The organism is Anditalea andensis, assembly GCF_000714815.1.
GTDB classification, from domain to species: domain Bacteria; phylum Bacteroidota; class Bacteroidia; order Cytophagales; family Cyclobacteriaceae; genus Anditalea; species Anditalea andensis.
Window position 1 is genome coordinate 344,269 of sequence record NZ_JMIH01000023.1, and the last position, 26,685, is coordinate 370,953.

The 26,685-nt window shown below is 41.0% G+C and carries 24 protein-coding genes; 12 read left to right on the forward strand and 12 right to left on the reverse strand.

All coding sequences use genetic code 11. The annotated features are described in order from the left end of the window. Nucleotide 1: 1 nt before the first annotated feature. Both EL17_RS16050 and EL17_RS16055 read right to left on the reverse strand, forming a co-directional pair. Complete coding sequence (locus EL17_RS16050) at nucleotides 2-583, reverse strand: thymidine kinase (protein WP_035076252.1); 582 nt, start codon at nucleotides 581-583, stop codon at nucleotides 2-4. Between the two features lie 11 nt (nucleotides 584-594). Continuing rightward, nucleotides 595-897: a 2Fe-2S iron-sulfur cluster binding domain-containing protein gene (locus EL17_RS16055; RefSeq protein ID WP_316932669.1), complete on the reverse strand. Its 303-nt coding sequence runs from the start codon at nucleotides 895-897 to the stop codon at nucleotides 595-597. A gap of 61 nt (nucleotides 898-958) precedes the next feature. Here EL17_RS16055 and EL17_RS16060 point away from each other — a divergent pair, with 61 nt between their 5' ends. Further along, complete coding sequence (locus EL17_RS16060) at nucleotides 959-2,029, forward strand: hypothetical protein (RefSeq protein ID WP_035076255.1); 1,071 nt, start codon at nucleotides 959-961, stop codon at nucleotides 2,027-2,029. Nucleotides 2,030-2,163: 134 nt separating this feature from the next. Here the strand turns inward: EL17_RS16060 and rodA are convergent, their stop codons facing one another. Genes rodA through EL17_RS16085 form a run of 5 tightly spaced genes read right to left on the reverse strand, consistent with a single transcriptional unit; the run spans nucleotide 2,164 to nucleotide 7,624 of the window. Continuing rightward, a complete protein-coding gene (gene rodA / locus EL17_RS16065) occupies nucleotides 2,164-3,438 on the reverse strand; it encodes a rod shape-determining protein RodA (protein ID WP_035076258.1) in 1,275 nt (424 codons plus the stop codon). Continuing rightward, nucleotides 3,439-5,241 carry a penicillin-binding protein 2 gene (mrdA, locus tag EL17_RS16070; protein WP_035076262.1) on the reverse strand — a complete coding sequence of 601 codons (1,803 nt, stop codon included), beginning with the start codon at nucleotides 5,239-5,241 and terminating at the stop codon, nucleotides 3,439-3,441. Further along, the gene (gene mreD / locus EL17_RS16075; protein WP_035076265.1) at nucleotides 5,241-5,762 is read right to left on the reverse strand and encodes a rod shape-determining protein MreD; all 522 of its coding nucleotides are present in this window, start codon (nucleotides 5,760-5,762) and stop codon (nucleotides 5,241-5,243) included. Before mreD ends, mrdA begins: the two co-directional genes overlap by 1 nt. Further along, nucleotides 5,755-6,588, reverse strand: a complete 834-nt coding sequence (gene mreC, locus EL17_RS16080; protein WP_035076268.1) for a rod shape-determining protein MreC — start codon at nucleotides 6,586-6,588, stop codon at nucleotides 5,755-5,757. Before mreC ends, mreD begins: the two co-directional genes overlap by 8 nt. Before the next feature lie 7 nt (nucleotides 6,589-6,595). Beyond that, the gene (locus EL17_RS16085; protein ID WP_035076270.1) at nucleotides 6,596-7,624 is read right to left on the reverse strand and encodes a rod shape-determining protein; all 1,029 of its coding nucleotides are present in this window, start codon (nucleotides 7,622-7,624) and stop codon (nucleotides 6,596-6,598) included. A gap of 344 nt (nucleotides 7,625-7,968) precedes the next feature. Between EL17_RS16085 and EL17_RS16090 the strand changes: the two genes are divergently transcribed. The 4 genes from EL17_RS16090 to EL17_RS24365 all read left to right on the forward strand — a co-directional run bounded on the left by EL17_RS16090 (nucleotide 7,969) and on the right by EL17_RS24365 (nucleotide 12,789). After that, entirely contained in the window at nucleotides 7,969-9,132 is a 1,164-nt protein-coding gene (locus EL17_RS16090) for an AIR synthase related protein (RefSeq protein ID WP_035076272.1), read from the forward strand. 169 nt (nucleotides 9,133-9,301) lie between these two features. Further along, the gene (locus EL17_RS16095; protein ID WP_035076275.1) at nucleotides 9,302-10,642 is read left to right on the forward strand and encodes a neutral/alkaline non-lysosomal ceramidase N-terminal domain-containing protein; all 1,341 of its coding nucleotides are present in this window, start codon (nucleotides 9,302-9,304) and stop codon (nucleotides 10,640-10,642) included. A 225-nt stretch (nucleotides 10,643-10,867) separates the two neighbouring features. After that, nucleotides 10,868-12,226 carry an acyl-CoA dehydrogenase family protein gene (locus EL17_RS16100; RefSeq protein ID WP_035076278.1) on the forward strand — a complete coding sequence of 453 codons (1,359 nt, stop codon included), beginning with the start codon at nucleotides 10,868-10,870 and terminating at the stop codon, nucleotides 12,224-12,226. 134 nt (nucleotides 12,227-12,360) lie between these two features. Next, nucleotides 12,361-12,789, forward strand: coding sequence for an IPT/TIG domain-containing protein (locus EL17_RS24365; protein WP_035076281.1), 429 nt, complete (start codon nucleotides 12,361-12,363; stop codon nucleotides 12,787-12,789). Here EL17_RS24365 and EL17_RS16110 read toward each other — a convergent pair. The 3 genes from EL17_RS16110 to EL17_RS16120 form a co-directional block, all read right to left on the reverse strand. Beyond that, a complete protein-coding gene (locus EL17_RS16110) occupies nucleotides 12,707-14,593 on the reverse strand; it encodes an IS1634 family transposase (protein ID WP_035076284.1) in 1,887 nt (628 codons plus the stop codon). The genes EL17_RS24365 and EL17_RS16110 overlap by 83 nt on opposite strands. Before the next feature lie 618 nt (nucleotides 14,594-15,211). Further along, nucleotides 15,212-16,468, reverse strand: a complete 1,257-nt coding sequence (locus EL17_RS16115; RefSeq protein ID WP_164675117.1) for a ChaN family lipoprotein — start codon at nucleotides 16,466-16,468, stop codon at nucleotides 15,212-15,214. Between the two features lie 29 nt (nucleotides 16,469-16,497). Next, nucleotides 16,498-17,190 (reverse strand): response regulator transcription factor, encoded by a 693-nt coding sequence (locus EL17_RS16120; RefSeq protein WP_035076287.1) that lies wholly within the window; start codon nucleotides 17,188-17,190, stop codon nucleotides 16,498-16,500. A gap of 674 nt (nucleotides 17,191-17,864) precedes the next feature. Here EL17_RS16120 and EL17_RS16125 point away from each other — a divergent pair. The 6 genes from EL17_RS16125 to EL17_RS16150 all read left to right on the forward strand — a co-directional run bounded on the left by EL17_RS16125 (nucleotide 17,865) and on the right by EL17_RS16150 (nucleotide 24,994). Beyond that, entirely contained in the window at nucleotides 17,865-19,811 is a 1,947-nt protein-coding gene (locus EL17_RS16125) for an outer membrane beta-barrel family protein (protein WP_164675118.1), read from the forward strand. A 99-nt stretch (nucleotides 19,812-19,910) separates the two neighbouring features. Beyond that, nucleotides 19,911-20,108 carry a hypothetical protein gene (locus tag EL17_RS16130; protein WP_035076304.1) on the forward strand — a complete coding sequence of 66 codons (198 nt, stop codon included), beginning with the start codon at nucleotides 19,911-19,913 and terminating at the stop codon, nucleotides 20,106-20,108. A 65-nt stretch (nucleotides 20,109-20,173) separates the two neighbouring features. Then, nucleotides 20,174-21,643 carry a radical SAM/SPASM domain-containing protein gene (locus EL17_RS16135; RefSeq protein WP_035076307.1) on the forward strand — a complete coding sequence of 490 codons (1,470 nt, stop codon included), beginning with the start codon at nucleotides 20,174-20,176 and terminating at the stop codon, nucleotides 21,641-21,643. 15 nt (nucleotides 21,644-21,658) lie between these two features. Next, nucleotides 21,659-23,875 carry a peptidase domain-containing ABC transporter gene (locus EL17_RS16140; RefSeq protein ID WP_035076309.1) on the forward strand — a complete coding sequence of 739 codons (2,217 nt, stop codon included), beginning with the start codon at nucleotides 21,659-21,661 and terminating at the stop codon, nucleotides 23,873-23,875. Continuing rightward, on the forward strand, nucleotides 23,862-24,335 hold the full coding sequence (locus tag EL17_RS16145) for a hypothetical protein (RefSeq protein ID WP_035076311.1): 474 nt from the start codon (nucleotides 23,862-23,864) through the stop codon (nucleotides 24,333-24,335). Before EL17_RS16140 ends, EL17_RS16145 begins: the two co-directional genes overlap by 14 nt. Next, a complete protein-coding gene (locus EL17_RS16150) occupies nucleotides 24,332-24,994 on the forward strand; it encodes a response regulator transcription factor (protein ID WP_035076314.1) in 663 nt (220 codons plus the stop codon). Before EL17_RS16145 ends, EL17_RS16150 begins: the two co-directional genes overlap by 4 nt. Before the next feature lie 55 nt (nucleotides 24,995-25,049). On the opposite strand, the gene EL17_RS23590 is transcribed toward EL17_RS16150, so the two are convergent. Continuing rightward, nucleotides 25,050-25,232 (reverse strand): hypothetical protein, encoded by a 183-nt coding sequence (locus EL17_RS23590; protein WP_051720043.1) that lies wholly within the window; start codon nucleotides 25,230-25,232, stop codon nucleotides 25,050-25,052. Nucleotides 25,233-25,361: 129 nt separating this feature from the next. Here EL17_RS23590 and EL17_RS24370 point away from each other — a divergent pair, with 129 nt between their 5' ends. Further along, nucleotides 25,362-25,493: a PDDEXK nuclease domain-containing protein gene (locus EL17_RS24370; protein WP_205623568.1), complete on the forward strand. Its 132-nt coding sequence runs from the start codon at nucleotides 25,362-25,364 to the stop codon at nucleotides 25,491-25,493. Between the two features lie 261 nt (nucleotides 25,494-25,754). Here EL17_RS24370 and EL17_RS16160 read toward each other — a convergent pair whose 3' ends face one another. Beyond that, the gene (locus EL17_RS16160; RefSeq protein WP_035076317.1) at nucleotides 25,755-26,603 is read right to left on the reverse strand and encodes a UbiA family prenyltransferase; all 849 of its coding nucleotides are present in this window, start codon (nucleotides 26,601-26,603) and stop codon (nucleotides 25,755-25,757) included. Between the last annotated feature and the right edge of the window lie 82 nt (nucleotides 26,604-26,685).

The window sequence follows — 26,685 nt, forward strand, 5'->3', positions numbered from 1 at the left end:
ATCACTTGTCTTCGTAAAAGCACCTGCGGCACCTGGCTTCATAAATATCCTTTTCTCCCAACATCACTTTATCCTTTCCTTCGGATAGTCTATAGCTGTATGACGCCAGCGCCCCGCATTTCATACATATGGCATGGACTTTAGTGACATATTCTGCTATAGCCAATAACTGCGGCATAGGCTCAAAGGGATGGCCCTCGAAATCCATATCAAGGCCAGCCATAATTACCCTTTTTCCTGATTTTGCAAGGATATTGGCCACATTTACGATCTGATTATCAAAAAACTGGACTTCATCTATACCTACTACTTCACAGTTGCCTGCCAAAAGTAGGATATCATTGGCAAACTGGACAGGAGTAGATCTAATCGTATTTTCATTGTGCGAAACCACATCAAAATCATGATACCTCTTATCAACAGCGGGTTTAAAAATTTCCACTTTTTGCCTGGCTATAAGTGCCCGGTTTAACCTTCGGATCAGCTCCTCAGTCTTGCCCGAAAACATCGAGCCACAGATTACTTCTACATGGCCGTTTTTACCTTTAAGACTGCTCTGGCCAATAGATGGTTCTATAAACATGAAATATGAGGTTATTCGCTGTAATCAATATGGGAAAATTTATTTTCTTCGGCCACCCGAATTTTTATACTCCCCGTTTTTAAAATAGTTTGGCAAGTTAATCTTTCAGCAGGTTTTAATCTTCCTTTTTCAGCATAATATTTCTCTCTGGCACTTAGCGGGCTTAAGTTTTCCATCCCCTCATCCACGATCATCTTACAACTGGTACATCTTCCTTTTTTTCCACACGCATGCATCCAATCAATATAGTTTTCATGAATTAATTCAATAACTTTACCAATGGTACGGTTTGTCTGAATCTCTAGGTGATCCATATTGACTATTATTATTTTAGGCATATTCCCTTTTCCTTTGATCTTGAAAAATATATAACCGATGAATAAAATTAACTTCAATTATTTAGAAAACTACTCTCAGTCCATATCAGAAAAATTTTGTTCAAAATATTTCGAAACCAAAAAATACATGAGCGGGCAGGAGATCATCCAGCTCACCCCCAGCCAACAGGTTAATCTTTTAGTTATAAAAGCGCTTTTTTCTGCATGGCAAGATGAACTGGAGAAACTGAAAAGCAACCCATATTTTGACTACAGGGATATAGCAGTGGACAATTCCCTTAAAGAATTTATGAACATCCTCTCCAGGGCCATTAAAGTAGAAAGGGTACATTTCGAACCTTTGATGCGTGAAGCTGTAGAAGACGCCCTCCTTTTAGCCATTGACCCGGTCACTTTTTTCATACACCTGATAGAAGAAAGCAAAGGTGACAGAAATTATTTTAAGGATACAAAAAAGTATATCAAATGGCATACTGACTTGATGGGTACCCTTATGGATAAATCATCCATGGGCGCATCCTCTTCTGAACTTAAAATGGCACTCAGGGCCAAATATGAAAACGAAAAAAACAAAATGGAACGGTACGACCGATTACTGGAGCCTCTACACCAAGTTCAAAAAATAGATTATACCAAATTGGTAGAGCAAAATGATACGGGTTCCATTCAAGAGGAAAGAAAAACCAATGCTTTGGACGCACAGGAAACCCCTCCTGTAGAATCTGCAGAGAAATTTGCCACTGACAGCACGGACTCCAGTTCTTCTACTCATAACCAGCACAAAGCCGCATCTTCTGAAAAAGCCATAGATCCCGCTTTGGCTTGGGCAAGATTTGAATCGGAAGAATACAGTATCATAAAAGGTTCAATAGGCAACCTCTCCGAAAGTGTGGGCATCAACCAACGCTTTATGTTTACACGGGAGTTATTCCAAGGAAATGCAGACCTGATGAAGCATGCACTCCAGTCCATTGATCGGTGTGATAGTTTTGTAGAAGCGGTGGAGCTCATCAATCAGCGATATGTAGAAGAACTCGACTGGAACAAAAATTCAGATGAGGTCAATGAATTTCTTCAGCTGGTCTTCAGGAAGTTTGAGCAAAAGTAGCCTATCCAATTAAAAAGAAAACACCCTGCACGTTATGGCAGGATGTTTTCTCTATTGTAATTTAATGGATTTCATTTATTTTTTAGGGGCCTGTCATTTTGAGCAGAAAGAAATGGCATCCACACAAAAAAAGACTAACCATTTCTTCCCAGCAACTGTATTCTATGCGAATCCAGTTTGATAAAAATGAATAACAAGATAGTGAAAGACCATAAAGAGGAGCCTCCATAGCTGAAAAATGGCAATGGTATCCCTACCACAGGAAAAAGACCGATAGTCATGGCTATATTGATCGTAAAATGAAATAGCAGTATAGACACCACACAGTATCCATATATCCTGCTAAACCTGGTCTTTTGGCGCTCTGAAAGATAAATCAACCTTACTAAAAGCGCTCCAAATAATATAATCACGATCAGGCTGCCAATCCAACCGAATTCCTCACCGAGTGTACAGAAAATAAAATCGGTATGCTGCTCAGGCACGAAGTCAAATTTAGTCTGGGTCCCCTCCAGATAGCCCTTACCCATAAATCCACCAGATCCAATGGCTATCTTGGACTGAGTCACATTCCATCCCACACCAAGTGGATCCAGATCAGGATTAAACAGGACCATAATCCTATTTTGCTGATGGTCTGGAAGTTTGGAAACCACATAATCTAAGCTATAGCTATAGGCAATGATGACAAGTCCCATGACGGCAAAGGTCACTATTCTCTGCCATGTTTTTTTCCCTGCCAATATCAAAAGCACCATCAATGCCATCACCGCTGCCGCTAAATAAAGGTTGTTTTCTATCCCCAAAGACAACAGCGATATGGCTACAAAACCTATAGCAAAAACATAGTAGCGCTGTGGCATTCCTTCTCTAAACAGCATGATCCCAAATGCACTGTACACCATGGCTGTACCTGTATCCGGCTGAAGCATGATCAGGGCTATCGGCAGCCCTATGATAGCAAGGGCGCGGAGCTGATACTTGCCTTTACTAAGGTCAAAGGTAGGCGCCTCCATGAATTTTGCTAAAGCCAAAGCAGTAGCAAACTTGGCAAACTCAGCAGGTTGTAATCGAAATGCACCTATTTCAAACCAAGCACGCTGCCCGTTGATCTCTTTGCCTATAAATGGGGTAAGTAATAATATGAGTAAAAAAAAGCCATACAAAATTAGACTTAGGTTATCAAACAGCCTATAATCTGCTACCATGATGACCGTGATCAGTAATATGGCCGTACCGATCCATACCAACTGTTTACCTGAATTAATAGAGAAATCAAAAATGCTCTTTGCAGCCTGCTCATCATATACGGCTGCATAGATATTGAACCACCCTATTATAACCAATATGGAATAAATCAAAATGGTAATCCAGTCAATTCTACTTATATATAAATCGTCCTGTCTCAATTAATAAAGAAATTTACCTGCCAATACATACTCTTCTAACGCTGGCCTGGTGATATCTCCCCTCAGGTATTGTTCTATCATCAAGCTTGCGGTACTTGCCGCAGCCCGTCCACCGAAACCACTGTTTTCCACATATACTGCTATGGCTATTTTGGGATTATCCTTGGGAGCAAAGGCCACAAATACTGAATGATCAGCCCCGCCGGGGTTTTGGGCAGTACCAGTCTTACCGGCGATGACGATATCTTTGATAATGGCCCTGTTGGCAGTTCCAGATAAAGCTTCCGCCATAGCTTCCTGCACCATATCAAAATGATGGGCATCCACCCCCACACTGACTTTTGTCCTGAACTTTTCAGGTATATTCTCCGAGGATCCATCTATAGACCTTACCAAATGAGGAGGGTAATACCATCCCTTATTTGCAAAAATAGCCGCAAGATTAGCCATCTGAAGAGGGGTCACCAGCATCTCTCCCTGACCTATAGAAAGAGAATATATAGTGGAATATTTCCACCTATTTTCACCATAAATCTTATTATATAAAGCACTTCCAGGAATTTGGCCTCCCTTTTCATTCCTCATATCTATTCCTAAGGGACTGCCCAACCCAAATTTCATCACTGATTCTCTCCACTGATCTAATCCTATGCGGGTGTCTATGAAAGTATTCGAAGAAACCTCCCTATTGATCAACTTCCTATAACCTTGGTGATAATAAGGATTACAGGAATATTTTATAGCTCCAAAGAGATTAGCAGGACTGGGATGAGGATGACATTTGACTAAGGCCTGATTACATGGAAATGTAGTATTTGGAGTAAAAATCCCTTCTTGAAGCCCTATAAGGGACTGGACCACTTTGAAAATGGAACCTGGGGGATACATAGCCATTATCGGCCTGTTAAACAGTGGCTTGGTCTCATCCATGGTCAATAAACCGTAGTTTTTGCCAAATCTTGATCCAGCCAATTGATTGGGATCATAGCTAGGAGCAGAGATCATAGCCAGCACTTCTCCTGTGGAGGGCTCTATAGCCACTACAGAACCACGCTTACCTGACATCAGTTTTTCGCCATATAACTGAAGATCTAAATCGATGGTAGATACTATGTTTTTTCCTGCCATAGACATAGTGTCATATTCTCCTCCTTTAAAGGAACCTTTATCGACACCTCTTACATTAACCATCTTGTATTTTACCCCTTTCCGGCCACGAAGGTAATGTTCATAAAACCCTTCCATTCCTGCTAGCCCTACATAGTCACCTTGTCGATAGTATTTTACAGTATCTTTTTCTAGTTGTGCCCCACTGATTTCCCCTATATAGCCCAAGGCATTAGCGGCGCTAGCCTGTGGATAAGCACGGACTGACCTGGTCATGACAAATAACCCCGGATAGTCTATCAGATAATCTTGGATCCGGGCAAAATCTTCATTGGAAATGGCTTTGACCATAGGGGATGGCTTCACCCATGAATATTTCCTAGCTGCCTGATATCGAATTATAAGTTCCTCTTTTTCAATATTAAAAAGATCACAAAACCTGGCAGTATCCTTTACGGTAAATTCCTTCGGGATGACCATGAGATCAAAAACAGGATTATTATATACCAACAGTTTATCATTCCTATCATAGACTAAGCCCCTATAAGGATGGTCCACTACCCGTTGTATAGCGTTTCTTTCAGCTCTTTTGAGAAAACTGTCGTCCGCTACCTGTATCATGAACAGCTTAGTCAATAGCACTATAGCTATCAGAACGATGATAGATATTAATATGGCAGGTCTTGAATTATTCATTATATACCTCTCTTTTTCTTATAAAACAGCATTTGCGTGACGATCCCTAACATAAAGGTGAAAACCACACTGGAAAAAGTTCGAATTATAACAAGAAGATAGTAATCAGATCCGATATAATCAATAAAGAAAAAAGTTAAATGATGAATAAACAACAAGGGTAGCGCATAGGTTAAAAACCATCCAAAGCCCATATTCAGGACGGTAGGTGGAGTATTATCATCAAAACCACCTGTGGGCGTATGGACATTTAACCATGATTTCCTCAAAAATGCTACCAGTACCAGACTAGCGGTATGCATGCCCAGGGTATCATAGAACATGTCTATAGAAAACCCCATAATAAAACTGATAATCATTAGCGGAATTGTCTTCACCTCTATAGGAAATATCAATATATATATTACGTACAGAAAGCTAAATGCAGTTCCAAACAGCACTACATTTTTCAATACAAATACCTGTACGGCAAAGTATAGAAAAAAGCCAAATATCGAAAGTATAAAATTCCTGCTATTCATTAATAATTTCAGAAGCCCTATTCAAAGAATCTAGTTCCACTTGCATGACATTTTCTACCAAATACACAAAGGTCAGCCTGCTAAAATCAGTAGTAAGATTGATGGTAATGTCCAGATAGTTGGTTTCTGGTCCGGATCCCACTTCATCTACTATTCCGATATTGATACCTTCCGGAAAAATGGCGTTGTAGCCACTAGTGATGACCGTATCACCTTTATTTACCCTTACGTGCCTAGGGACATATAGGAGTTTTGCCTGGGTAGGATTTTTTCCATCCCATTTGGTAGACCCAAATACATCCGATGCTTTTATTTTAGAAGAAAGCAATAATTCTGTATGAAGAAGAGATATAACGGTGGAAAAATTATTAGTTACCCCTTTTACCCTTCCGATGACGCCTTGTTCATTAAACACCCCCATTCCTTCCCGTACACCATGGCGCCTGCCTTTGTTAAGGGTGATATGGTTTTGGTTAAACCGGATAGAATTATTAATAACTTTAGCCGACCTAAACTCATGTGCACTAGCAAAAGCACTGTCCAGATCGATATAAGCACTGTCTCTGGGATGTGTTAGGTATTCTAGACGAGTTAAGAGCTCAGCATTTTTCTCTGCTAAGCCCTCATTGGCAATGCCTAATGTAAAATACCCTGTCACATTTTCCCGGGTTTCTAGAAAATTTCCAGTAATGTGATTGGAAGAGTTAAAAAAAACCGCTCCCTGGGGTGAATTGTATGAAACGATCAGCCAAATGGCGATCGTCTCTAAAGCTATGAATATAATAAAAACCCTTAGGCTGTATAGGAATAATAAAATGCGTTGCATTCAGTCATTAGGTCATCAGAACAGTTCTGAAATTATTGATGTTTTTCAAGGCGGTACCTGTACCCCTCACCACTGCCCTTAGTGGATCTTCGGCGATATGGATGGGCAGTTTAGTTTTTTGATGTAACCGCTTATCCAATCCTTTTAATAACGCACCACCTCCTGTAAGATGTATCCCGTTATCATAAATATCAGCAGAAAGTTCTGGCGGGGCTATTTCTAGTGCTTTAAGTACAGCCTCTTCTATTTTAGAAACTGATTTATCAAGCGCAAATGCTATTTCTGAATAAGAAACTTTGATCACCTTTGGGATTCCTGTCATAAGGTCCCGGCCTCTGATTTCATAATCTTCTGGCGCATCATCTAATTCGGTAAGGGCTGAACCTATGGCTATTTTTACTTTCTCAGCAGATCGCTCACCTATCAGTAGGTTATGCTGCCGCCTCATATAGTCCAATATATCCTTGGTAAAGGTATCACCTGCCACTCTTATGGATTGATCCGCTACTATACCTGAAAGTGCTATCAAAGCGATCTCGGTAGTACCACCTCCGATATCTACGATCATAGATCCCATCGGTTTTTCTATATCTATACCTATACCAATGGCAGCTGCGATAGGCTCATATACCATATATACTTCCTTGGCACCAGCGTGCTCTGCAGAGTCACGTACGGCTCTTTTCTCCACTTCCGTAATACCGGAAGGGATACAGATCACCATTCTATGAGACTGCGGAAACATACTTTTTTTATGCCCGGGGATCATTTTGATCATACCTCTGATCATCTGTTCAGCGGCATAAAAGTCCGCTATCACACCATCTTTCAGAGGGCGGATGGTCTTGATGTTTTCATGCGTTTTTTCATGCATGTTCATAGCCTCCCTACCTACGGCTAATACCCTGTTAGTGGTCTTGTCAATGGCGATGATGGAGGGTTCATCTACTACTATTTTATCTTTATATATAATTAGCGTATTCGCAGTTCCTAAATCTATTGCAATGTCACTTGAGAAAAAATCGAATAATCCCATGCTTGGTCTGTGCTTATTTGAGTTATGATTGAACGTTTTAAAGTTAGCATTAACAATGCTGAAATGAAAACGGGGGAGTGCAAATTTATTATCTTAATTTTAATTTAAAACGGACTTGCTCATTTATTTACTTTTATTTATTCATTATAAACAATATAATATTATCTGCGCTTCATCCTTAATGGCTATTAACGGCATTTTATATTAAAAATGCAAGTTCAAAGTTATATTCTATTATACTTTCATCGCTTTAAATTGACTGTATTTACAGCTTTTGATTAAATTCTCTTCAAGTAAAAATAATAATCATTAACTTTGACTCCTACCCAAAACCAGCTATAAACATGAACGAACGGTATATGCAGAGAGGGGTATCCGCATCAAAAGAGGATGTCCACCAGGCAATTTCCAATTTAAATAAAGGTCTATTTCCTAATGCTTTTTGCAAAATAGTGGAAGACACACTTGGCAATGACCCCGATTATTGTAATATCATGCATGCTGACGGAGCAGGCACAAAATCATCCTTAGCCTATCTTTATTGGAAAGAAACCGGAGATCTTAGTGTCTGGAAAGGCATAGCACAGGATGCCATCATCATGAATATAGATGACCTGCTCTGTGTAGGCGCCACCAATAATATCCTAGTATCAAGTACCATCGGCAGAAATAAAAATTTAATTCCCGGTGAAATAATTTCAGCCATTATCAACGGCACCGAAGAAGTCCTGCAAATGCTCAGAGACAATGGTGTACATGCCATCCTTACTGGTGGGGAAACTGCAGATGTGGGAGATCTAGTGAGGACAATAATTGTAGATAGCACAGTTACTGCCCGTATGAGAAGGGAAGATGTGATATCAAATGATAAAATCCAGTCAGGTGATGTCATCGTAGGCATCTCATCATTTGGAAAAGCTAAATACGAAACAGACTTTAATGGAGGTATGGGCAGTAACGGCCTTACGTCAGCCAGGCATGACGTATTTAATAAAGTACTCCAAACTAAATACCCTGAGAGTTTCGACCCTTTGCTTCCGGATGAGTTGGTCTATTCAGGTAAGTACAACCTGACCGACGTGGCCCCGGGAGCAGTGATGGATATGGGAAAACTGGTTCTTTCACCTACCCGTACATATGCACCCATACTAGCAGAAGCATTGAAATATCTCCGTCCAAAGATTCATGGCCTGGTACACTGCAGTGGAGGAGCTCAGACTAAAGTATTACATTTCGTGGATAATGTACATATAATAAAAGACAATTTATTTTCTACCCCTCCCTTATTTCAAATCATCCAAGAAGAAAGTGGGACGGATTGGAAAGAAATGTATAAAGTATTCAACATGGGCCACAGAATGGAAGTTTATCTCGAAGAAAAGTATGCAGAAGAAATTATAGATATAGCAGAATACTATGGAGTAGATGCACAGGTAATAGGGAGAGTTCAGCCTTCTGAAGGCAAAAAGCTTACTATTCAAAGTTCACACGGAGTATTTGAATATTAACCACTGCTTTAAAAATTATTTGTATCCAATTCAACTCCAACTTATTTTACTTGTTTGGGGTTGAATTTATTTTATAATTCTCACGCTATAGTCAGATATTTTTCTGCCCTCGATAGAATAGAAATACCTGATTCTTATTTAAATAATATCCATTCTCTGATTATCATAAATGATCAATAAATGCTTAAAAATAATTGCTTGGGTATTAGGAATATTCTTGTTGTTTATTCTAGCGGTACTGGCTCCTATAGATAATTCAGATTTTAGAGAAAAGGAATATTATAAAACAACTGTCGAAAGCATAACAGACCTACAACTTCAGGGAGCTTCCACTGACCTATGGATAGCCGGCTGGTCTACTTCCAATATCACACCAGATCAACCTGTCAGCCTTGTCGGATACCGGCCCAGAGGAGACTATGAATTTGTTCAGGACAGTTCTTATGTAAAGTCACTGCTGATAGGAAACAGCCGCCATACAGTAGCTATACTCAATTACGAGTTATTGATAATCCATCCATATATGGCTGGTAGAATAAAGGAAGCTATATCCAAAGAAGGATTGCCCATAGACCAAGTTATATTTACAGCCACCCATACCCACAGTGGCTTGGGTGGATACATACCAGGCATAATGGGTAAAGTAGCCTTTGGTGGTTATGACGAAAAGATAATGTCCCTTTTTACCCGACAAACGGTAAGTGGTCTCAAACAGGCGCTGGCTAATATGGATACGGTCTCTATTACTTACCATAAAACAGCAGTGCCGGCAGGAGTAGCCAATCGCTTGATAGAAAATGGACCCAAAGACCCATATATAAGACAACTAATCCTTGAGACAAAAGCCAACAGAAAAGCCACACTATACACTTACAGCGCACATGCTACTGGACTTCACAGTCAGTATATGGGATTATCAGGGGATTATCCTTTTTATTTAAATAAAGCGTTAAAAGAAAAAGGATATGAATTTTCACTTTTTGCCTCAGGGGCGGTGGGGAGTCAAAGACCTGTGGTAGATGGAAGGGAGATAAAAGACATCCAGGAGTATGCATACCACCTGGAGAACTCCTTAACAGAAACATTACCTGAACATATAGATACATTAGCAGGATCGCTCCACTTTGGATCAGTAAAAATGGAGCTGCCTAGCCCACATTACAGAATATCTGATCATATAAGGCTTCGCCCTTGGATATTTCATTGGTTGTTTGGAGACACCGGTGGTCATATTGACCTGCTCCTTTTAGGTAATACATTATTCCTTACATCTAGCGGAGAAGTTTCCGGTGAATTTTACAAAACCTGGGATGATCTGGCTGACAGCCTTGATCTGAACCTAATTATCACCACCTTTAATGGCGGTTATATAGGATACGTCACCCCTGATAATTATTACCATATGAAACATCATGAAGTCCGCGATACTCATTGGTTCGGCCCACAGGTAGGAAGATATAATCAGGAGATCATAAACCTTATGATTGTAAAAGCTTCTGAGGCACTATAAGCTCCAATAACAAATCATTCCACTATTCGTTTCTAATAGTAGGGTCCTAGTTTCATGGCAGCATTATTGTAATTCTACCAACTGAGCGATCAAACCATTATCATGAACCCAAGCAAGGCAAAACCGTCACTTAGCAGATTGACATAATTAAGTATTATGCAAATACGAAACCCAAACCAAACCTTCGGTAGTGATTAAGACACGACCAATCAAAAAAATTTACACATGAAAAAATTCTTCCAATCTGTTTCCGGAATTAAGTCTTTATTAAAAAACCTGGACTTTGATAAACTGAATAAACTCTCTCAAAAAGTGGATCTGAATGAAATGATGGGAGTAGTATCTGCCATGAGTGAAGAAGACCTGGGAAAGCTCATAAAGATGATGAAATCCGGAGGGAAGAAAAAAGCAATCCCTGCTATCAATGGTGATTTTTATGAACTTGGCAAGACATTGCCACCAGCTGAGCGGGAAATCCAGCTGAAAGTCCGCTCATTCATGGAAAAGGAAATCCGTCCTATAGCCAATGAATATTGGAACAGGGCGGAATTTCCTATGCACATCATTCCAAAAATGGCAGAGTTGGGCATAACAGGCCTTACCTATAAAGGATATGGCTGTCCCGGGCATTCCGCATTACTGGAAGGATTTTTAGCTATGGAAATGGCCAGGGTAGACACGAGTATATCTACATTTTTCGGAGTGCAGAGTGGCCTGGCTATGGGATCCATATATTTTTGCGGATCTGAAGAGCAAAAACAGGAATGGCTCCCAAAAATGCATAAAATGGAAGTAATCGGTGCTTTTGGACTCACAGAGCCCGAAGTAGGATCAGGAGCTGCGGGAGGACTTACCACTACCTGCAAAAAAGAAGGCGACGAATGGGTGATCAACGGACAGAAAAAATGGATAGGCAATGCTACCTTTTCAGATATAACCATCATCTGGGCTAGAGACTTGGATGATCAGAATGTCAAGGGCTTTATCGTGCGAAAAGATAACCCGGGATTCAGCGCTGAAAAGATGGAAAATAAGATGGCCCTAAGGACCGTTCAAAATGCACAGATAACACTAAAAGACTGCCGTGTACCGGAAAGTGATCGACTCCAAGAAGCTAACTCTTTTAAAGACACCTCTGTAGTTTTGAAAATGACGAGAGCTGGAGTAGCATGGCAGGCAGTAGGTTGCTCAAGGGGAGCCTATGAAGCTGCATTAAAATACACAAATGACAGGCATCAGTTCGGCAGACCTATTGCCTCCTTTCAACTGGTACAGGATCTATTAGTGACCATGCTGGGAGATCTTACTGCTATGCAGACCATGGTGACCAGATTATCTGTTATGCAGGACAATGGAGAACTGCTTGATGAACATGCTTCATTGGCTAAAGTTTTCTGTACCCTGAGGATGCGGGATATTGTAGATCAGGCCAGGGAACTATTTGGTGGTAATGGTATTTTACTGGAGTATGATATTGCCAGATTTGTGGCAGATGCAGAAGCTATTTATTCTTATGAGGGCACCAAAGAGATTAATTCATTGATTGTCGGAAGGGCTATTACGGGGCATAGTGCTTTCGTATAAGCTAAAATATAATTTTCATTGAATACATTTGACCACGCATAACTAATACTATGGTATTAAGCAAGTCGTAAAAATTTAGCAATTAGTATTTATCGTATCAAAAAAGTAATAAATCATATATTTTATGGATATATATGTGCTATTTTTTTGCTTTAACTAATTGCAATATTAAAGAGGAGCCCATTTTAGGACGGTTCAAAATTGAAGGGATTTCGCCGGTACATGCTATTCCGGGAGAGGAAATAAGGATTTTGGGAGAAGGATTCGGGACAAATATCCAAAGCTACATACCCAAATTGGGAAACAGAAATATTGAAGTGAAAATTGTAGAAGATTCACTTCTTATCCTTCAAATCCCAGCAGATTTCATTATTGGAAATTATATATTATCATTAAACAGAGATGGATATAGAGAATATTCTAAGTGGACTATAACTGAAAATCAATTGCCTCGAATTAATTGTTTAACCCAGATTGCAGCTAACCGCTTAGAAGTTTCTGTTTTTCAGCATTTTCCGTTTTTTTGGTTTCCGGTTTGTGTACTACAGATTTTCGTTTGGTAAACGGGCGGTGCTTGGTTTGAAGTATATCATAGATTTCTTTCAGATTCCTGTTGGGCACGGTACACTTTCGGGTGGTGATGGTTTTGTCGTACGTGTTGATCCCCGATGTGGTGATCACCTTTTGGGTGTTACCTATTCTAACGATTTCTTTCCAACAACTTTTTATACCATTGTTTTTAAGGTGGTACCTTACCGTATTGACCAGCCAGTAGCCCAGTATCCCAAGATGAAGATGTGCCATCGTTGCATCATCGTTCTTGTGGTAGATAGGCCTGAGATCCAGATCTGTTTTTAAAGTCCGGAACGCATTTTCTATTTCTCTGATGGTATTATATATGTTCCAGACAACTGCCTCTTCTTTTACATCCAGATTGGTGCGAAGAAAATATATGCCAAGGCCTTCATTTTTTTCCAGATGCCTGTCCACGTCTTTTTCCCATTTGATATCCGTTGCAAGGTTTTTTTTGTCATCGCTGTCCACGGTAATATCATAATAGTGCTGGACGGAGGGGTACCTTTCCCTTGCCCTGCCTATCCGCTGGTGCACCTTATCCAATTTTTTCACGCCCCCTTTGCGGTGTATTGCCGTATGTATCCTTTGCAGGTCCTGTTCAAACCTTTTTTCAAACTGAAGCTTCATCCCCTCCTCTTTCTTTTCTTTTGAAGGGCTTTTGACTTCCAGGTAATAATCCGTGTTTTTTTCTGTAGTTACGGACCTGAGCCGGATAGTTTGCTTTGATTTTGTTTCCAACAGGGTGGTAAGCCTGTCGGGTACATATTGGTAGTTTTTCAGTTTTGTCCTGCTTACACAGAGATATTTGTATCCCTTGCTTTCAATGAGTTTGAGATTATCTTCTGTTGCGATACCGGCATAAAGGACCACCACTGCGGGGCCTTGGCAGGTATGGTTGGCCAGCTTCTCTATCATTGCCGAAAGGGTGTTGCTGTCGGCTATGTTTCCTTCCAGGACTGATGAGTATTTTATAAACCCCTCTATATTGACCACAAGGGCCAGTACTACCAGTTTTGCATCCTTTCTCTTTTCCTTGCTCCTGCCGAACTTGGCCAGGGCACTGTTTCGTTTCTCTCCCTCAAAATAAGTATTGGTCAGGTCATACAGGATGATTTTGTCAGCCAGGTCAAACAGTTCGTTGGTACGCTTTGAAAGGTGTTTTTCCATTGCATCTCTTACACCGTACAGATCCAGTGCGCTTTTGTAAAGCCTGTCTTTGGTTATTTTGTCAGGGTCATATCCGGTAAGTTCGCATACGGCGGAGTTTTCTTTGATCCAACGGGTGGTTTTCAGTTCCGATGCGGGGTATATCGCACGGCTGATGACCTGCGTGGCGGCCAGCTTTGCCTGTTCCTGGGTAAAACCATGGGACAGTAAAAGCGGGGTCAGCTGCAGTTTCTCCCAGGTCTGATAGGCTATGTTCTCTGCACCGATTTCCCGGGCATTGCTGTGCTGCAGGGTATCCATATCCACCATGCGGGACAGTTCCCCGGCTGATTTAATATCCAGTTTTTTCGATGATACAATACGCTGCCAAAAATCTTGGACATATTGCTTTACGGCCGGATCCCCCTTTTCATCAAAGAGCGGGATTTTGTGTTCATATTTATCGGTGAGTTGTTTCTGTATCTTATTGAGCTGCTCAGCACTTACCTCCTCCATGAACCCTACATTCAGAATGGTACGGTGGCATACCCGGTTATCAGCATTACGGTAACTTTCAACCAAACGGTAGTAACCGCTGAGCTTTCCGGACTCGGGATGTTTACGTAATGAGAACTTGAAATACATATTGTAAAGTACAGGCCTTTGGCTCAAAAAGGCAATACCCCCTGTGTACTACAAACCAAATGAAGCGCAAATGCAGGAAGCAAAAAAAATTTTCAATAGGGGGGTACGGAAAATTAGCATCGTTTTAATAGAAAATATCTCAAAAATTCTTTATTTACGCCAAGTTCCTGCAACTTGGGTTAAGATCGTTTTCAATTAAAGTTTTCATGAACCGATAGGTTACTATATACGAATAATCATCGGCCATGCGGTAATTAAATGATAAGTCTATTTTGTTCAGTTGTTTTTTCCATACGCCCGAAGCTTGTCTTTTATATCTGAATCATATTTGTAAGAAATCTACTAAGCCAATTACAAATAGACTTCCCTGTTATGCCAAAATCAGCTTCAATAACAGAAATACTAATTAGATGTTTATGCATTGCCAATGAATCAGCAATCATTATAAAATATTTATTGTTGACAGAAAAAAAAAGGGCTTACGAATCGAACCGTTATATCCAGCTGTCACTATATTTTTCTTCACCTATTCTGAAAAAGCCCCAACAACATAGGTTTGGAACCCCATTTCAGAAATAATTCCTTTAAACCAGGTCCTCGATCGACCATCCTGAGGAATCAGCGAATGCTAATTTTCATCGTCTGCATTTTTAGTTGAAAATCATCAAGCCAGATTTTGATGGTGTCGTTCAAGTCGTTTGCGGTCACATCGACATGCCTAAAATCGAGCTCCTGTTGTTTTATGTATTCAACGTTTTCAGGTTTTACGAAACCGTCAATCGGCGTAACTGTCCTGTACTCGTTTATCGGTTTCAGGAAGATATAGCCGTCGCAGAAATCTCTGAGGGAAAAATCTGTGTACCCGTACTGGTAGACAGCATTTATCCCTTTCAGTTCTCCCAACAAGGTTCCCTTTGTGTCGATGCCAAAGGGATAAACGTGCCTGTTCTCCCGTATTGAAAATAGGCTGTCAAGAACCCCGTCCAAGGGTAAAACTTGGTTGTCGTAACCATTTCTGTCGTACCAAGGACCATGGATAAAAACCGTCATTGTCCGGTCGCCCAATTTGTTCTTTACAAGATTCCCCATTCTTTCTTTTTCATAGCCAATCAGGGTTTTGTCCTTTATGATTGGTTGGAGATACCCGGTAAAAGCATGGTGTATACCGCAATGGATCAATGCTTTTTGGCTTTTTTCGATGACTTCTTTGTCAACCGCATAAGCAGAATAGCCTTCGTTTTCTTCAAAATCACCCTTTGATTTGAAGACTTTCTTCATTATGTCGGGGTTGCTGTAATCTTCCTCAGACTGGACGAAACTAAAATCCATATCGTCTTCGATTCCGAAGATTCTGAATCTTGGGGCGTCCACCGCAAGCTTACTGTTTAATTCCCAAGCTGCTTTATAGATATCCAGATACTCCTGGTAACCCCAGTGCCAAACCGAATTGAACGTGATTTGCCTTGCTAACTCTTCACTATATGTACTGCCGGATATCAGTTCATTGATCATGCCGGTGTCGGAATACCTGATAAACTCTGTGCCGAGATTGTAAACACCGTTTTCATAAAGCACCGGAATCAAATCTTTAATGAGTTCCACCTGTTCCTTGATGAAATGATTCTCACCGATAAAAATTACCTGATGGGTTCGGAATTTCTCAACGATATACTGCTCAGGTGATAGGCTGTGGCTTTTAATCGATTTCACCAAAGTTTCATTTTCTTTTTTGTTTACACAAGAAAAAAACATGATAATCAATCCTATCGTTATCGTGCTTTTCATTCTAACCAACCGTACGGTATTTCTGCCTTTATGTTTTACTACCATTAGATTACTAAGTGGGACAACCCCGTAATAGCGTGCATTATTCATTCGGTATGCTTATAATCCGATTAACTTTGTTATCGGACAAAGAGACTGGGCATGCGGCAATTCCCAGTTAAACTGTTACGGCAAAAAACGCGGCATATTCCATTTTTCGCCGCGAAACTCGCCAGCTCCCGCCTGTTCCTTAAATCAAAATCGAACAGAATTCTTGTAACATACGTTTCGACGGTCCTCAGGCTAAGCCCCACACCCTGTGCAATTGAGGAATTAGGCCTGCCTTTACAAATTCCGATTAGGATATCGATTTGCCGTGCGGATAACGGCGACAAGATTGAGGCTTGGCGATTGCCAGAGGCCCGTGACTTAAAATCCGCCATTTTCAGGTACGCAGATGCCGGGGAAAAAAAGGCTTCTTTGCGAGCAGGTATGTCCAATGCATGACGCATGGATACTGTATTTTTTGGAAGGAAACCGGAAACACCGTGTTCAGCGACATTCCTAAAAAGCGGACCATGGTAGAAATCACTTATAATATAAAGCGGTATATCAGGATGTGTTTTCCGGATTGCATCAATCAGCCCGGTTGGTTCCACGTTTTTAGAAAATAGCTCTAAAAATATAATTTCAGGTTTTTTTTTCCCTAGTCCGTGAAATAGCTGGTCCGGTTCTTCCGCACAAAATACAGGTTTGCCAAGTTTTCGCTCAAAAAATAACCTGAAAGAGGAAATGAACGACATATCGCTATCATATAAGAAGATATATTTCATGGTATAATGGATAAAGTTCAGAACATATACATAAAGTTATATAAAAAGGGCTAAAGTAAAGATACAATAGTTCCGATAATGACAAGATTATTTTTTCAATGGCAATGTGTCGTACTTTCACTATAACTCTGGAAGAAAAGGAATGCTAACTTCGATTTATGATAGCTCTCCTCGTTTATCGGCTTGGATTAGGGCATAAGGATACCAAGATGAAAAGCAAACTGATGTTAAAATTTATGATAATGGTCTTTCCGTTCATAACGTTAACTCTTGAAAATTTGACCGCACAGATCCAACACCGATACCGGATTGTGGATGAGCACGGAAATAGTATCGAATCTGCCATTGTAAGGATTTTCGAAATGCCTGACTCTACCCTCGTCCAAACATTGGTAACTGATACATCTGGGGTTGTCAACTTAGAGCTTTTGGTTGGGCTTAAATACTGGGTCGCATTCAGCAGGATTGGGTTTAAGAACACCTCATTATTTATCGATGGTGCTGTGCAAAAACCACAGGATGTCATCCTGATTTATGATGATAGCCACCTTCTAGCCGAGGTGGAAGTCTTTGCAAATAGACCATTAGTAAGAAAGACAGCAGACCGGGTTATCGTTGATATTGGGAGAAGCCCTCTAGCGCAAGGCAGGAATGGCTACGAATCGCTTTCGCTGTTGCCCGGTGTCATTGTCAGCACAGATGACGATATCAGGATTGGAGCCAAGTCCGGAGCCAGGGTAATGATCGGCAACCGGCTACTGAGACTATCGGGCGAAGAGCTCAGGAATTATCTCCAGGCGTTAAGAGCGGAAGACATCAGCAGCATAGAGGTAATTGCCAGACCCCCGGCCTCCTTTGATGCAGAAGGTTCGGGAGGAATTATAAAGATAAACATGAGAAGGAACACCAATAGCGGTTACAACGGTACCGTTTCAACCAACTTTTCTCATGGAAGATACAGCCGGTTTTCAGGGGCGGCGACATCCAGTGTAAGGACGGAAAAACTTGAAGCACAGGCATCACTGAATATACCGCATTCCGTCAACTATCGGCAAACGGATATAGGGAGATCGCAATGGAATAGCTCCGAAAGATTCGAGAGTTCCTCTTTTTACAGAAGCGGTAATGCAGCCTTCAACTACCGAATGGGCTTGAACTTTTATCCCGGGAAAAACCATACACTCGGTTTGGAGGCATCGGGTTCCTTCCTAAACGAAAAAGTAAAGGCGATGTCCGCTGATGGAACTTTTGCTTCAAGCGGCACCGTCGACTCCATAATGCGGTACAGCAATTTCCCCGATACGAGAGAAAAGGGTTTGTTTGATCTGGGGCTCAATTACCGGTGGGACGTCGATTCAGCGGGGGGAGCTCTTGAGCTGCTTGGAAACCATTACAGCTCCAAATCAGAGCGAACAACTTACTATTCGTCCAACTTTTATGACACGCAAGGCAGCATGCTGAGAAGCATCTTGAGATATTCAGACCTCGGAACTAATATGGATATTTCCACCATCCAAGGAGACTTTTCAAAAAATATCGTTCAGTTTGTTACCCTGCGTACAGGTGCCAAATTTTCGCGGGTTGGAACAAGAGGAGACAACTGCTACAAAAATTTTGATGGAGAGGGTGAATGGCAACCAGACAGCATCCTTTCGAACGGTCTTTCCTATTCTGAGAAAGTCTATGCGGGATACGCTTCTGCAACACTGACCATGGCATCTACTGAGATTCAAGCCGGATTAAGGGTTGAGAGGACGGACATGAAAACCAGATCGCTGGGAGACAACCAGGAATTCGGCAACTTGTATACAAATTTTTTTCCAAGTGTTTTCTTAAAGCAGGAGATCACCGAAAGGCAATACATCTCCGTTAATTATACCAGACGGATACTGAGACCGCCTTATCAAGCACTGAATCCATACAGAATCCTCGTCAACGAGAATACGATGTCCGAAGGTAACCCGTATCTACGGCCCCAGCTAAGTCACAACTTTGCATTTTCTTATTCCCCCGATCCTGACTTTGAGATCACATTATCCTACGACAGTCAGACTGACGTTTTCGGCGACACCGAACTGGGATCTTCTTTGAAGACCATCGTTACTACGGGAAACATAGCGGAAGCGAAAGATGCCACGCTTGATATTTTCTGGTCCAAAGATTTCACTCAGTGGTGGACCAGTATGAATAACCTGAGCGGTACCTATAACCGATTCAGGAATGATTATTTTGATAGACATGCTAAATTTCTCTTCGCCACAACGAACAATACTTTTTCAGTCAGTCCGGTTTTTACCTTCCAGTTCAATGGCCGCCTGTTCACTAAAGGCGTTGACAGATACTACACCATACTGATGAATTCATGGGTGTTTGATGTTGGGACTATGGTGCGATTGATGGATAGGAGACTGGTAATGACAATGGGTGTAAATGACATATTCCATAGGGACGGAAATCGGCGGCTAAGCATGGACAATGGCACTTTCCAATCGATTACCCATTCGAAATGGGACACTAGACGGGCATATATCGGCTTGACGTGGCAGTTCAGAAACGACTACCGGGCTGTCAGAGGAATTAAAAGAAGCAACCAGGAAGAGGTCAATAGAACTTGGAATTAATGCAGCCGACCAGATGTCGGTACGATGGAAGATAATGACGAAAAAAGCGGATGCCGAAAAGCTTAAAGAGTAGGCGGTTATTATTAAAACTATAAAGTTATGTTCACTTCAAAGTATGCCAATTCAGTTATGCAGGACGTTGCAAAACTAGAAAAATTTGCGAACGACGCAGAATTCTTATTAGATGCCGAAATGAAATCCATCATGGGTGGGTTGGATGAATCGGCGGCTTGTAACGGTGGCTGCAAAAGGTATTGCATCACTGGCCAGGTTTCTACACCTGATGCAACATTTTAAACTATTTGCCAGGATAAGGGCCTACGCCCTTTCCTGGTATTATTAAGCCATTTAACCAAAACATTATGAAAGTTAGCTTCAACCCATATTATATACTTAAGCCTGATAACGGTAGGGCACTGCTCATGGACAAAGAGATTTACAGGGATATTCCGGAAGGGATGGATAAAGGTTTCGAAGCTCTGATTCATCCTGTCCATGCAATGATCCTTAGCTTTTTTCATCATACAGACGTTGAAAAAGGTATTGATAATGCGGCAAATTCTCTCGGAATAAGTTGCGAAGCCGTCGCTTCGTTTGTAAACAAGCTTATAGAAAATGACCACGCCTTTGAGATCAATGTGTTGGGATACACCTGTGTTTTTCCGAGGCGAACCTTGATCGAATCCTCTAAACCTCCTTCGGCGAGATACAATCCACAGGATTTTGTATATGACAAGCTGGACATGCGGCTTAAGAGGCACAGCAGCCCGACAGATATAACATTGATGATTAATACCCGTTGTGCGACAGATTGTATCTACTGCTATGCGGATCGCCGCAAGTTGATGGACTGCCGGATACCGCTCGCCAGATTGGAAGAGCTTATCGAAGAGGCCGGGAAATTCAAGGCAAGATCATTTGAAATCATCGGGGGCGAGTTCTTTGTGTACAAGCACTGGAAAAAAGTGCTGACAATGCTTGTAAAGAATGGTTTTGATCCTTATATATCCACGAAAATTCCGCTTTCGGAAAACAGTGTCCAATTTCTTGCAGACATAGGGGTGTACGACATCCAGATTTCCTTAGATACCCTTATAAACAAAAATCTTCAGAAAATCCTACAGGTCAATAATAACTATAGTAAACGAATGATGGATACTTTGGATTTACTCGAGATGTACAACGTCCCGGTAAGTATCCATACCATCCTGAACAAAGAAAATGAGACAGCCGAAGATATGAGATCGGTATATGAGTTTATCGACGGCAAAAAAAACATCAACAGTTGGCGAGTAGAGCTGGCAGGACCTACGATGTATCTTGGCTGCAATGCTTTCGACCGTTACCGAAATACAAAAACCAGCGTGGAAGAGGTATATCAATTTTTCGACAGCATCAAAGAGAAAGACCTAGGTTATAAGCTTTCTTTTGGAGGGACACACCCGGATAATGTCAACACTAACGCCGTTCCACAACAGAAGAAAGGTGAGCGGCCAGCCTGTACAGCGAATTATTCAAAGATATTCATACTTCCCGACGGAAAAGTGACAATCTGTGAAGAGCTTTATTGGCATCCTACATTTATCATTGGTGACGTCCTGCAAAATACCATCCAAGAAATCTGGAATTCAGACTTCGCAGCATATCTCTATAAAATTCCCCAAGCGCATATTCCGGGAGACAGCCCATGTAGCGGTTGCAGCTATTACAGCAGTTGCCGTGACCAGAGCCAAAGCTGCTGGCGTGACATCATCAAGGGATATGGAGACGATAAATGGCACTATCCAGATGTCAATTGCGAATTTGCACCTCAAATCATTAACCACGTCTAATCAAACCCCAAGGATATGGCATTCCCTTTTGTGCGTCAGCACGATATCATGGACTGTGGGGTCGCATGCCTGAAAATGGTCATGCAATTCTACGGTTCCAATTATCCCATGGAGTATATCAGGGAAAAAACTTATATAAATCGTGAAGGGATAAGCCTGTTGGCCATCAGGAACGCAGCGGAGGAGCTGGGATTCAAAACTGTGTCGGCAAAGTGCAGTGTTGAAAATCTTAAGGAAAGTGTTGTATTGCCCTGTATTATCCACTGGAACCAAACACATTATGTGGTGGTATACGGAATTAAACATTCAAAAAGTGAGAAAAAAGACTATTTTAGAATTGCCGATCCGTCACATGGACGTGTTACCATCGATGAAGAATCGTTTTTAAGATCTTGGTTGCCTGAAACACACGATAAGGGTATCGTGTTATGTATGGTCCCTGCAGGCGTAGCTCAGGCAGAAAACGGGAAATTCAATCGGGCGGGTGGTGGCCTAAAGCATAGCATCAAATACCTTATGGAACATAAGAGGTACTTATTCCGACTTTTTACCGGCATGCTGGCAGCTAGCCTTTTGACATTGGTTTTCCCCCTACTTACCCAGTTACTTGTTGATAGGGGAATAGGGGAAGCAAACATAAAAGTCATTTATCTCATCCTGATATCCCAATTCTTTGTTTATCTCGGGGCAATGGCTATAGAAATCATACAAAATTGGCTTCTTTTGCATGTCAACATTCGTATAAGCCTAAGCATAGTTTCCGACTTTCTAAAGAAGCTTTTGGGATTGCCGATCTCTTTTTTTGATTCAAAAGCAGTAGGAGATATTACTCAACGGATTAATGATCATTACAGAATCGAAAATTTCCTCACCAAGACCATACTTGCTGCTTTATTCTCTTTCATAAACCTAGTCATGTTCTCCATAGTTCTGACCTTGTACTATTGGAAAGTGGCCGTCGTTTTCCTCATACTGAATACCATTGGTTTGCTTTGGGTGATCCGCTTTCAACAAAAGAGGAAAATATTGGATTACATCCGGTTCCAAAGGAGCCGAACTATCCAGGACAATCTTATCGAAATGATAGTAGGAATGCAGGAAATCAAACTTTTCGGAGGTGAAAACGACCGGCGCAGGCGATGGGAGAAGCTCCAAATAAAGATGTTCGACCTCAATACGGCGAGTCTGAAATTGGAACAATACCAGCGCGTGGGTTTTCTTTCCCTCTCGTATTTAAGATATCTCCTCATCTCCTTTATCACGGCGATGGCTGTCGTTGAAGGGAGATTGAGTTTAGGGGTCATGCTGAGTATCTCATATATCTTGGGGCAGACGAACAGTCCCCTCGAACAGATCGTTGGTTTTTTTAAGTCCGCACAGGAGGCTAAACTGAGCATGGAGCGGATGCGGGAGATCCATGACCTGAGGCCCGAGCAAGACCATCCAAAAAAAAAATGTGCACAAGAAGGTGATTTCCGAGGAGATATCCAATTGGAGGGGGTGTCTTTCCGTTATGGGGATGCCTCTTCAGCTTCGGTGCTGAGCAAGATCAATCTTACGATTCCACACGGGAAGGTAACGGCGATTGTAGGCCCTAGCGGAGGGGGTAAGACTACTCTTGTCAAACTGTTGCTAGCTTTTTACGAACCCCTGGAAGGCACTATAAAAATCGCGGGACGGAGTATAAGCAGCATACCTGTCATGAGCTGGCGGAGTGCATGCGGGACGGTAATGCAGGATGGCTATATCTTTTCAGACTCGATAGAACGCAACATAGCTGTAGATGGTAAGAAAACGGACGAGCAACGTATGGCCCGAGCATTGGAAGTCTCCAACCTTTTGGAGCTGGTTGAAGCATTGCCCCTTGGTCTACAAACCAAGATAGGGGCCAACGGCCTAGGGTTGAGTGGGGGACAGAAACAACGCATCCTGATAGCAAGGGCACTTTACAAATCACCCGACATTTTTTTTCTTGATGAGGCTACAAGTGCGCTGGATGCCAACAATGAGCGATCTATCGTTCAAAAACTTGCAGGGGTCCTTGAGAATAAAACCGTTGTCGTTATCGCACACCGCTTGAGCACGGTGAAATATGCTGACCAGATAGTAGTGCTCAATAATGGAACGATATCCGAAATCGGCACCCACGATCAATTAATAAGGAACAGAGCATATTATTACTGCCTAGTAAAGAACCAGCTTGAAATAGATTTGGGTTATGAGAACGTCTAACTTTAGCGAACATGAAAGTGATGCTGTTGAACAGGTAATCAAAGAACGGCCACCTTTTCTTGTTATGAACGGGAGCTTTTTTGTAGTATTGATTATCGCGGTTTCGATGGCTCTTTTGTCGCTGTATCGAGTCGATGGTATAACAGTCCACCAAGGAATAATATACCGGAATCCATCAACGGGTGCGACAGAATTGAAATTAAATATATTGGAAGACCAAATTGCACCAATAAAAGCCGCATCCAAGATAACCGTCAGGTGTTTTTCGGATAACCGTGAAATTGCAACTTTGGATTCAATTTCAGTGGATTACGCGGAAGGAAATGGTTCACTGGCCCTTATTTTATCGGAAGATGGGCATAACTATATTAACCGGTTCATTTGGGAAGATGAAACCGTCGCGGTAAAGATATCTTTCAAGACCCCGGAACAGGCTATTTACAAACAACTGAAAAGATGAACAGCATAGTAGATCAATCAAATAAACAGCCATTCGTTAATATCGTCATACTGGAGCCAGATATGGAACTACGAACCCAATTTATCAGGCGGTATAGCCATATGAGACAAGGCATAAAGGTATGTTTCTGCGCGTCAATCGTAGCTGAATTTCTAAGTCGATACCAACCAGGAGAGGCTGATCTGCTTATCCTGTCCATTTATAATCATGGAATCAATGGGATAGAGATCCTTGAGGAAATCAGAAACGGTGATAATGACGTAAAGATATTGGCTACTTCCGAGTGGTACCAACCATGGCTCGTAAATCATCTGACTCAAATGGGTGTTGAAGGCTATTGCCAAAATACGGTTGATGAAATGATTCGGGCCGTGGAATCGTTGGAGCGGAAATGCCACTATTATTGGGATGGTGATCAAGACAAAAAAAAATCCAGCAACAAAGCACAAAAAATTTCCCAATTGTCGACAATGGAAATAAAAATTATAGAGTTAACTTCCAAGGGGTTGAAAAATAAAGAAATAGCAGCGGAATTATCGATCAGTAAACGAACTGTGGATACCTACATCGGAAGAATTCTCTTGAAGCTAGGGCTAAAAAGAAAATCGCGCCTTCTTGACGTTGCTTCTAAATTAGGGCTTCATAAAAAAAACGATTAAAAACTAGGGAAGAAAAAAACAGGGAGACTATAACAACTTTTCACAATAAGATTTTTTAGAATTTAATTGTTTCTGATATAGCTTCATCTGTTAAACCGGGCATAGGGGCAATATATTCGATTCGCTTAACTTCTGCACCGTTGCCCATAATCCAGATTGTTGGTTTGATCGGTTCAAATGATTGGTCGTTTTCACCCCCGTTACCTAGAATCAGTAATTTTGAAAGTATTGGAACCATTCATCTTAGAATTGGGAAAAGGTTTTGCCTTTGTTGAACGTCAAGAAAGAATGATCTTGGAAAGGGTTTTTATCTGGATCTTCTTTTCTATCATAGAAAGTTAACAATTGGCGGCTATTGAGTTGAGGCATGGGGAAATTTAAAGCGGCATATAAAGGACAAATGGAGCTATATTTGAAATGGCTCCAGAAGAATGAAATGCAATCAGGTGAAAAAAAACCAATAGGTTTTATTCTTTGTGCAGAAAAGAAGCATGAATAAATTGAACTGCTTCAAATGGGAAAATATGGAATAATGGTAGCTAATTACATGACCAAATTGCCCCCTAAAAAGGAGTTGGAGGCGAAACTTCATCAAACTTTAATAGAAGCAAGAGCTCGTACTGATAATAAATAATTTTCTATTAAGAAAATTGGTTGCTGTTTTATAGAGCAAAATTACTCAGGGTATAAAAACGATTTCCCTGCCTTTGTTATTAGCATTAGAAAGGTTTCTCCCTATTTTCTACATTGTTCTTAATTTTTAATTGTAAAGCAATAACAGCCATGGAATTAAAAATGTGGCTTCCAGGGCACTCCTGATTTTTATATTACCCGATCTATTCTCCAATATAACCTGGGAGTGGAATATACAAATGATAAGCAGAAGGGATATATATATATAATAATAGGATAACAGTATCCAGAAGAGGAAAAATAAATATATCAATGTAATAATCATTAGCCAAAACAACAGCTTTTCTACCCTCTTTTCCCCTAAGGTAGTGACAATAGAACGAAATCCATCCACTCTATCAGTATCTGAATCCATCAATGACAGTATTAAGAGGTTCATCCATGCAATCCCAAAAAATGCTATACCTAGATACCAGAACCCTCGATGGATGGATTCTTCCATATGCATCAGATAAGGGACCATCATGATACCTATGGTGTAAAAAAGTGCGGTATTAAATTCTTTTAAAAATGACAACTTTTTAAAAAAATATTTAAGTAAGATGAGGTTGGCCAATATCAATACTCCCAATACCAAGGCGGAGATGGATATCAAGGAGATATGCAATAAATAGAATCCCAGACCTAAGCCAGTGATCACAACTACTATTAATACCCATCTTAGCAGCGTACTGTGATCTTGATGGATCCGGTGACGTTCAGTAGAAGCAATGCCCTTTACTTGATAGGCATCAAGCAAATGATCTAAAGTATATATACTCCATACAGCCATAGCCATCAAAAGATAAAAAAGCCAATGCAGATTTAGATCAAGTACATGTGCAAAGAAATACAGTCCAGCACAAGCTCCCAAAGCTACATCGATAGACAGCCATTGAATATATCTGTAGAGTTGAGTTCCTATAGTTAAAGCCATTGGAGTAAAGATAAGGTCAACCATAAATAAATCACAATGATTACTTCATTAGAATAATTATTTGCAGTAATTGAACATGAAA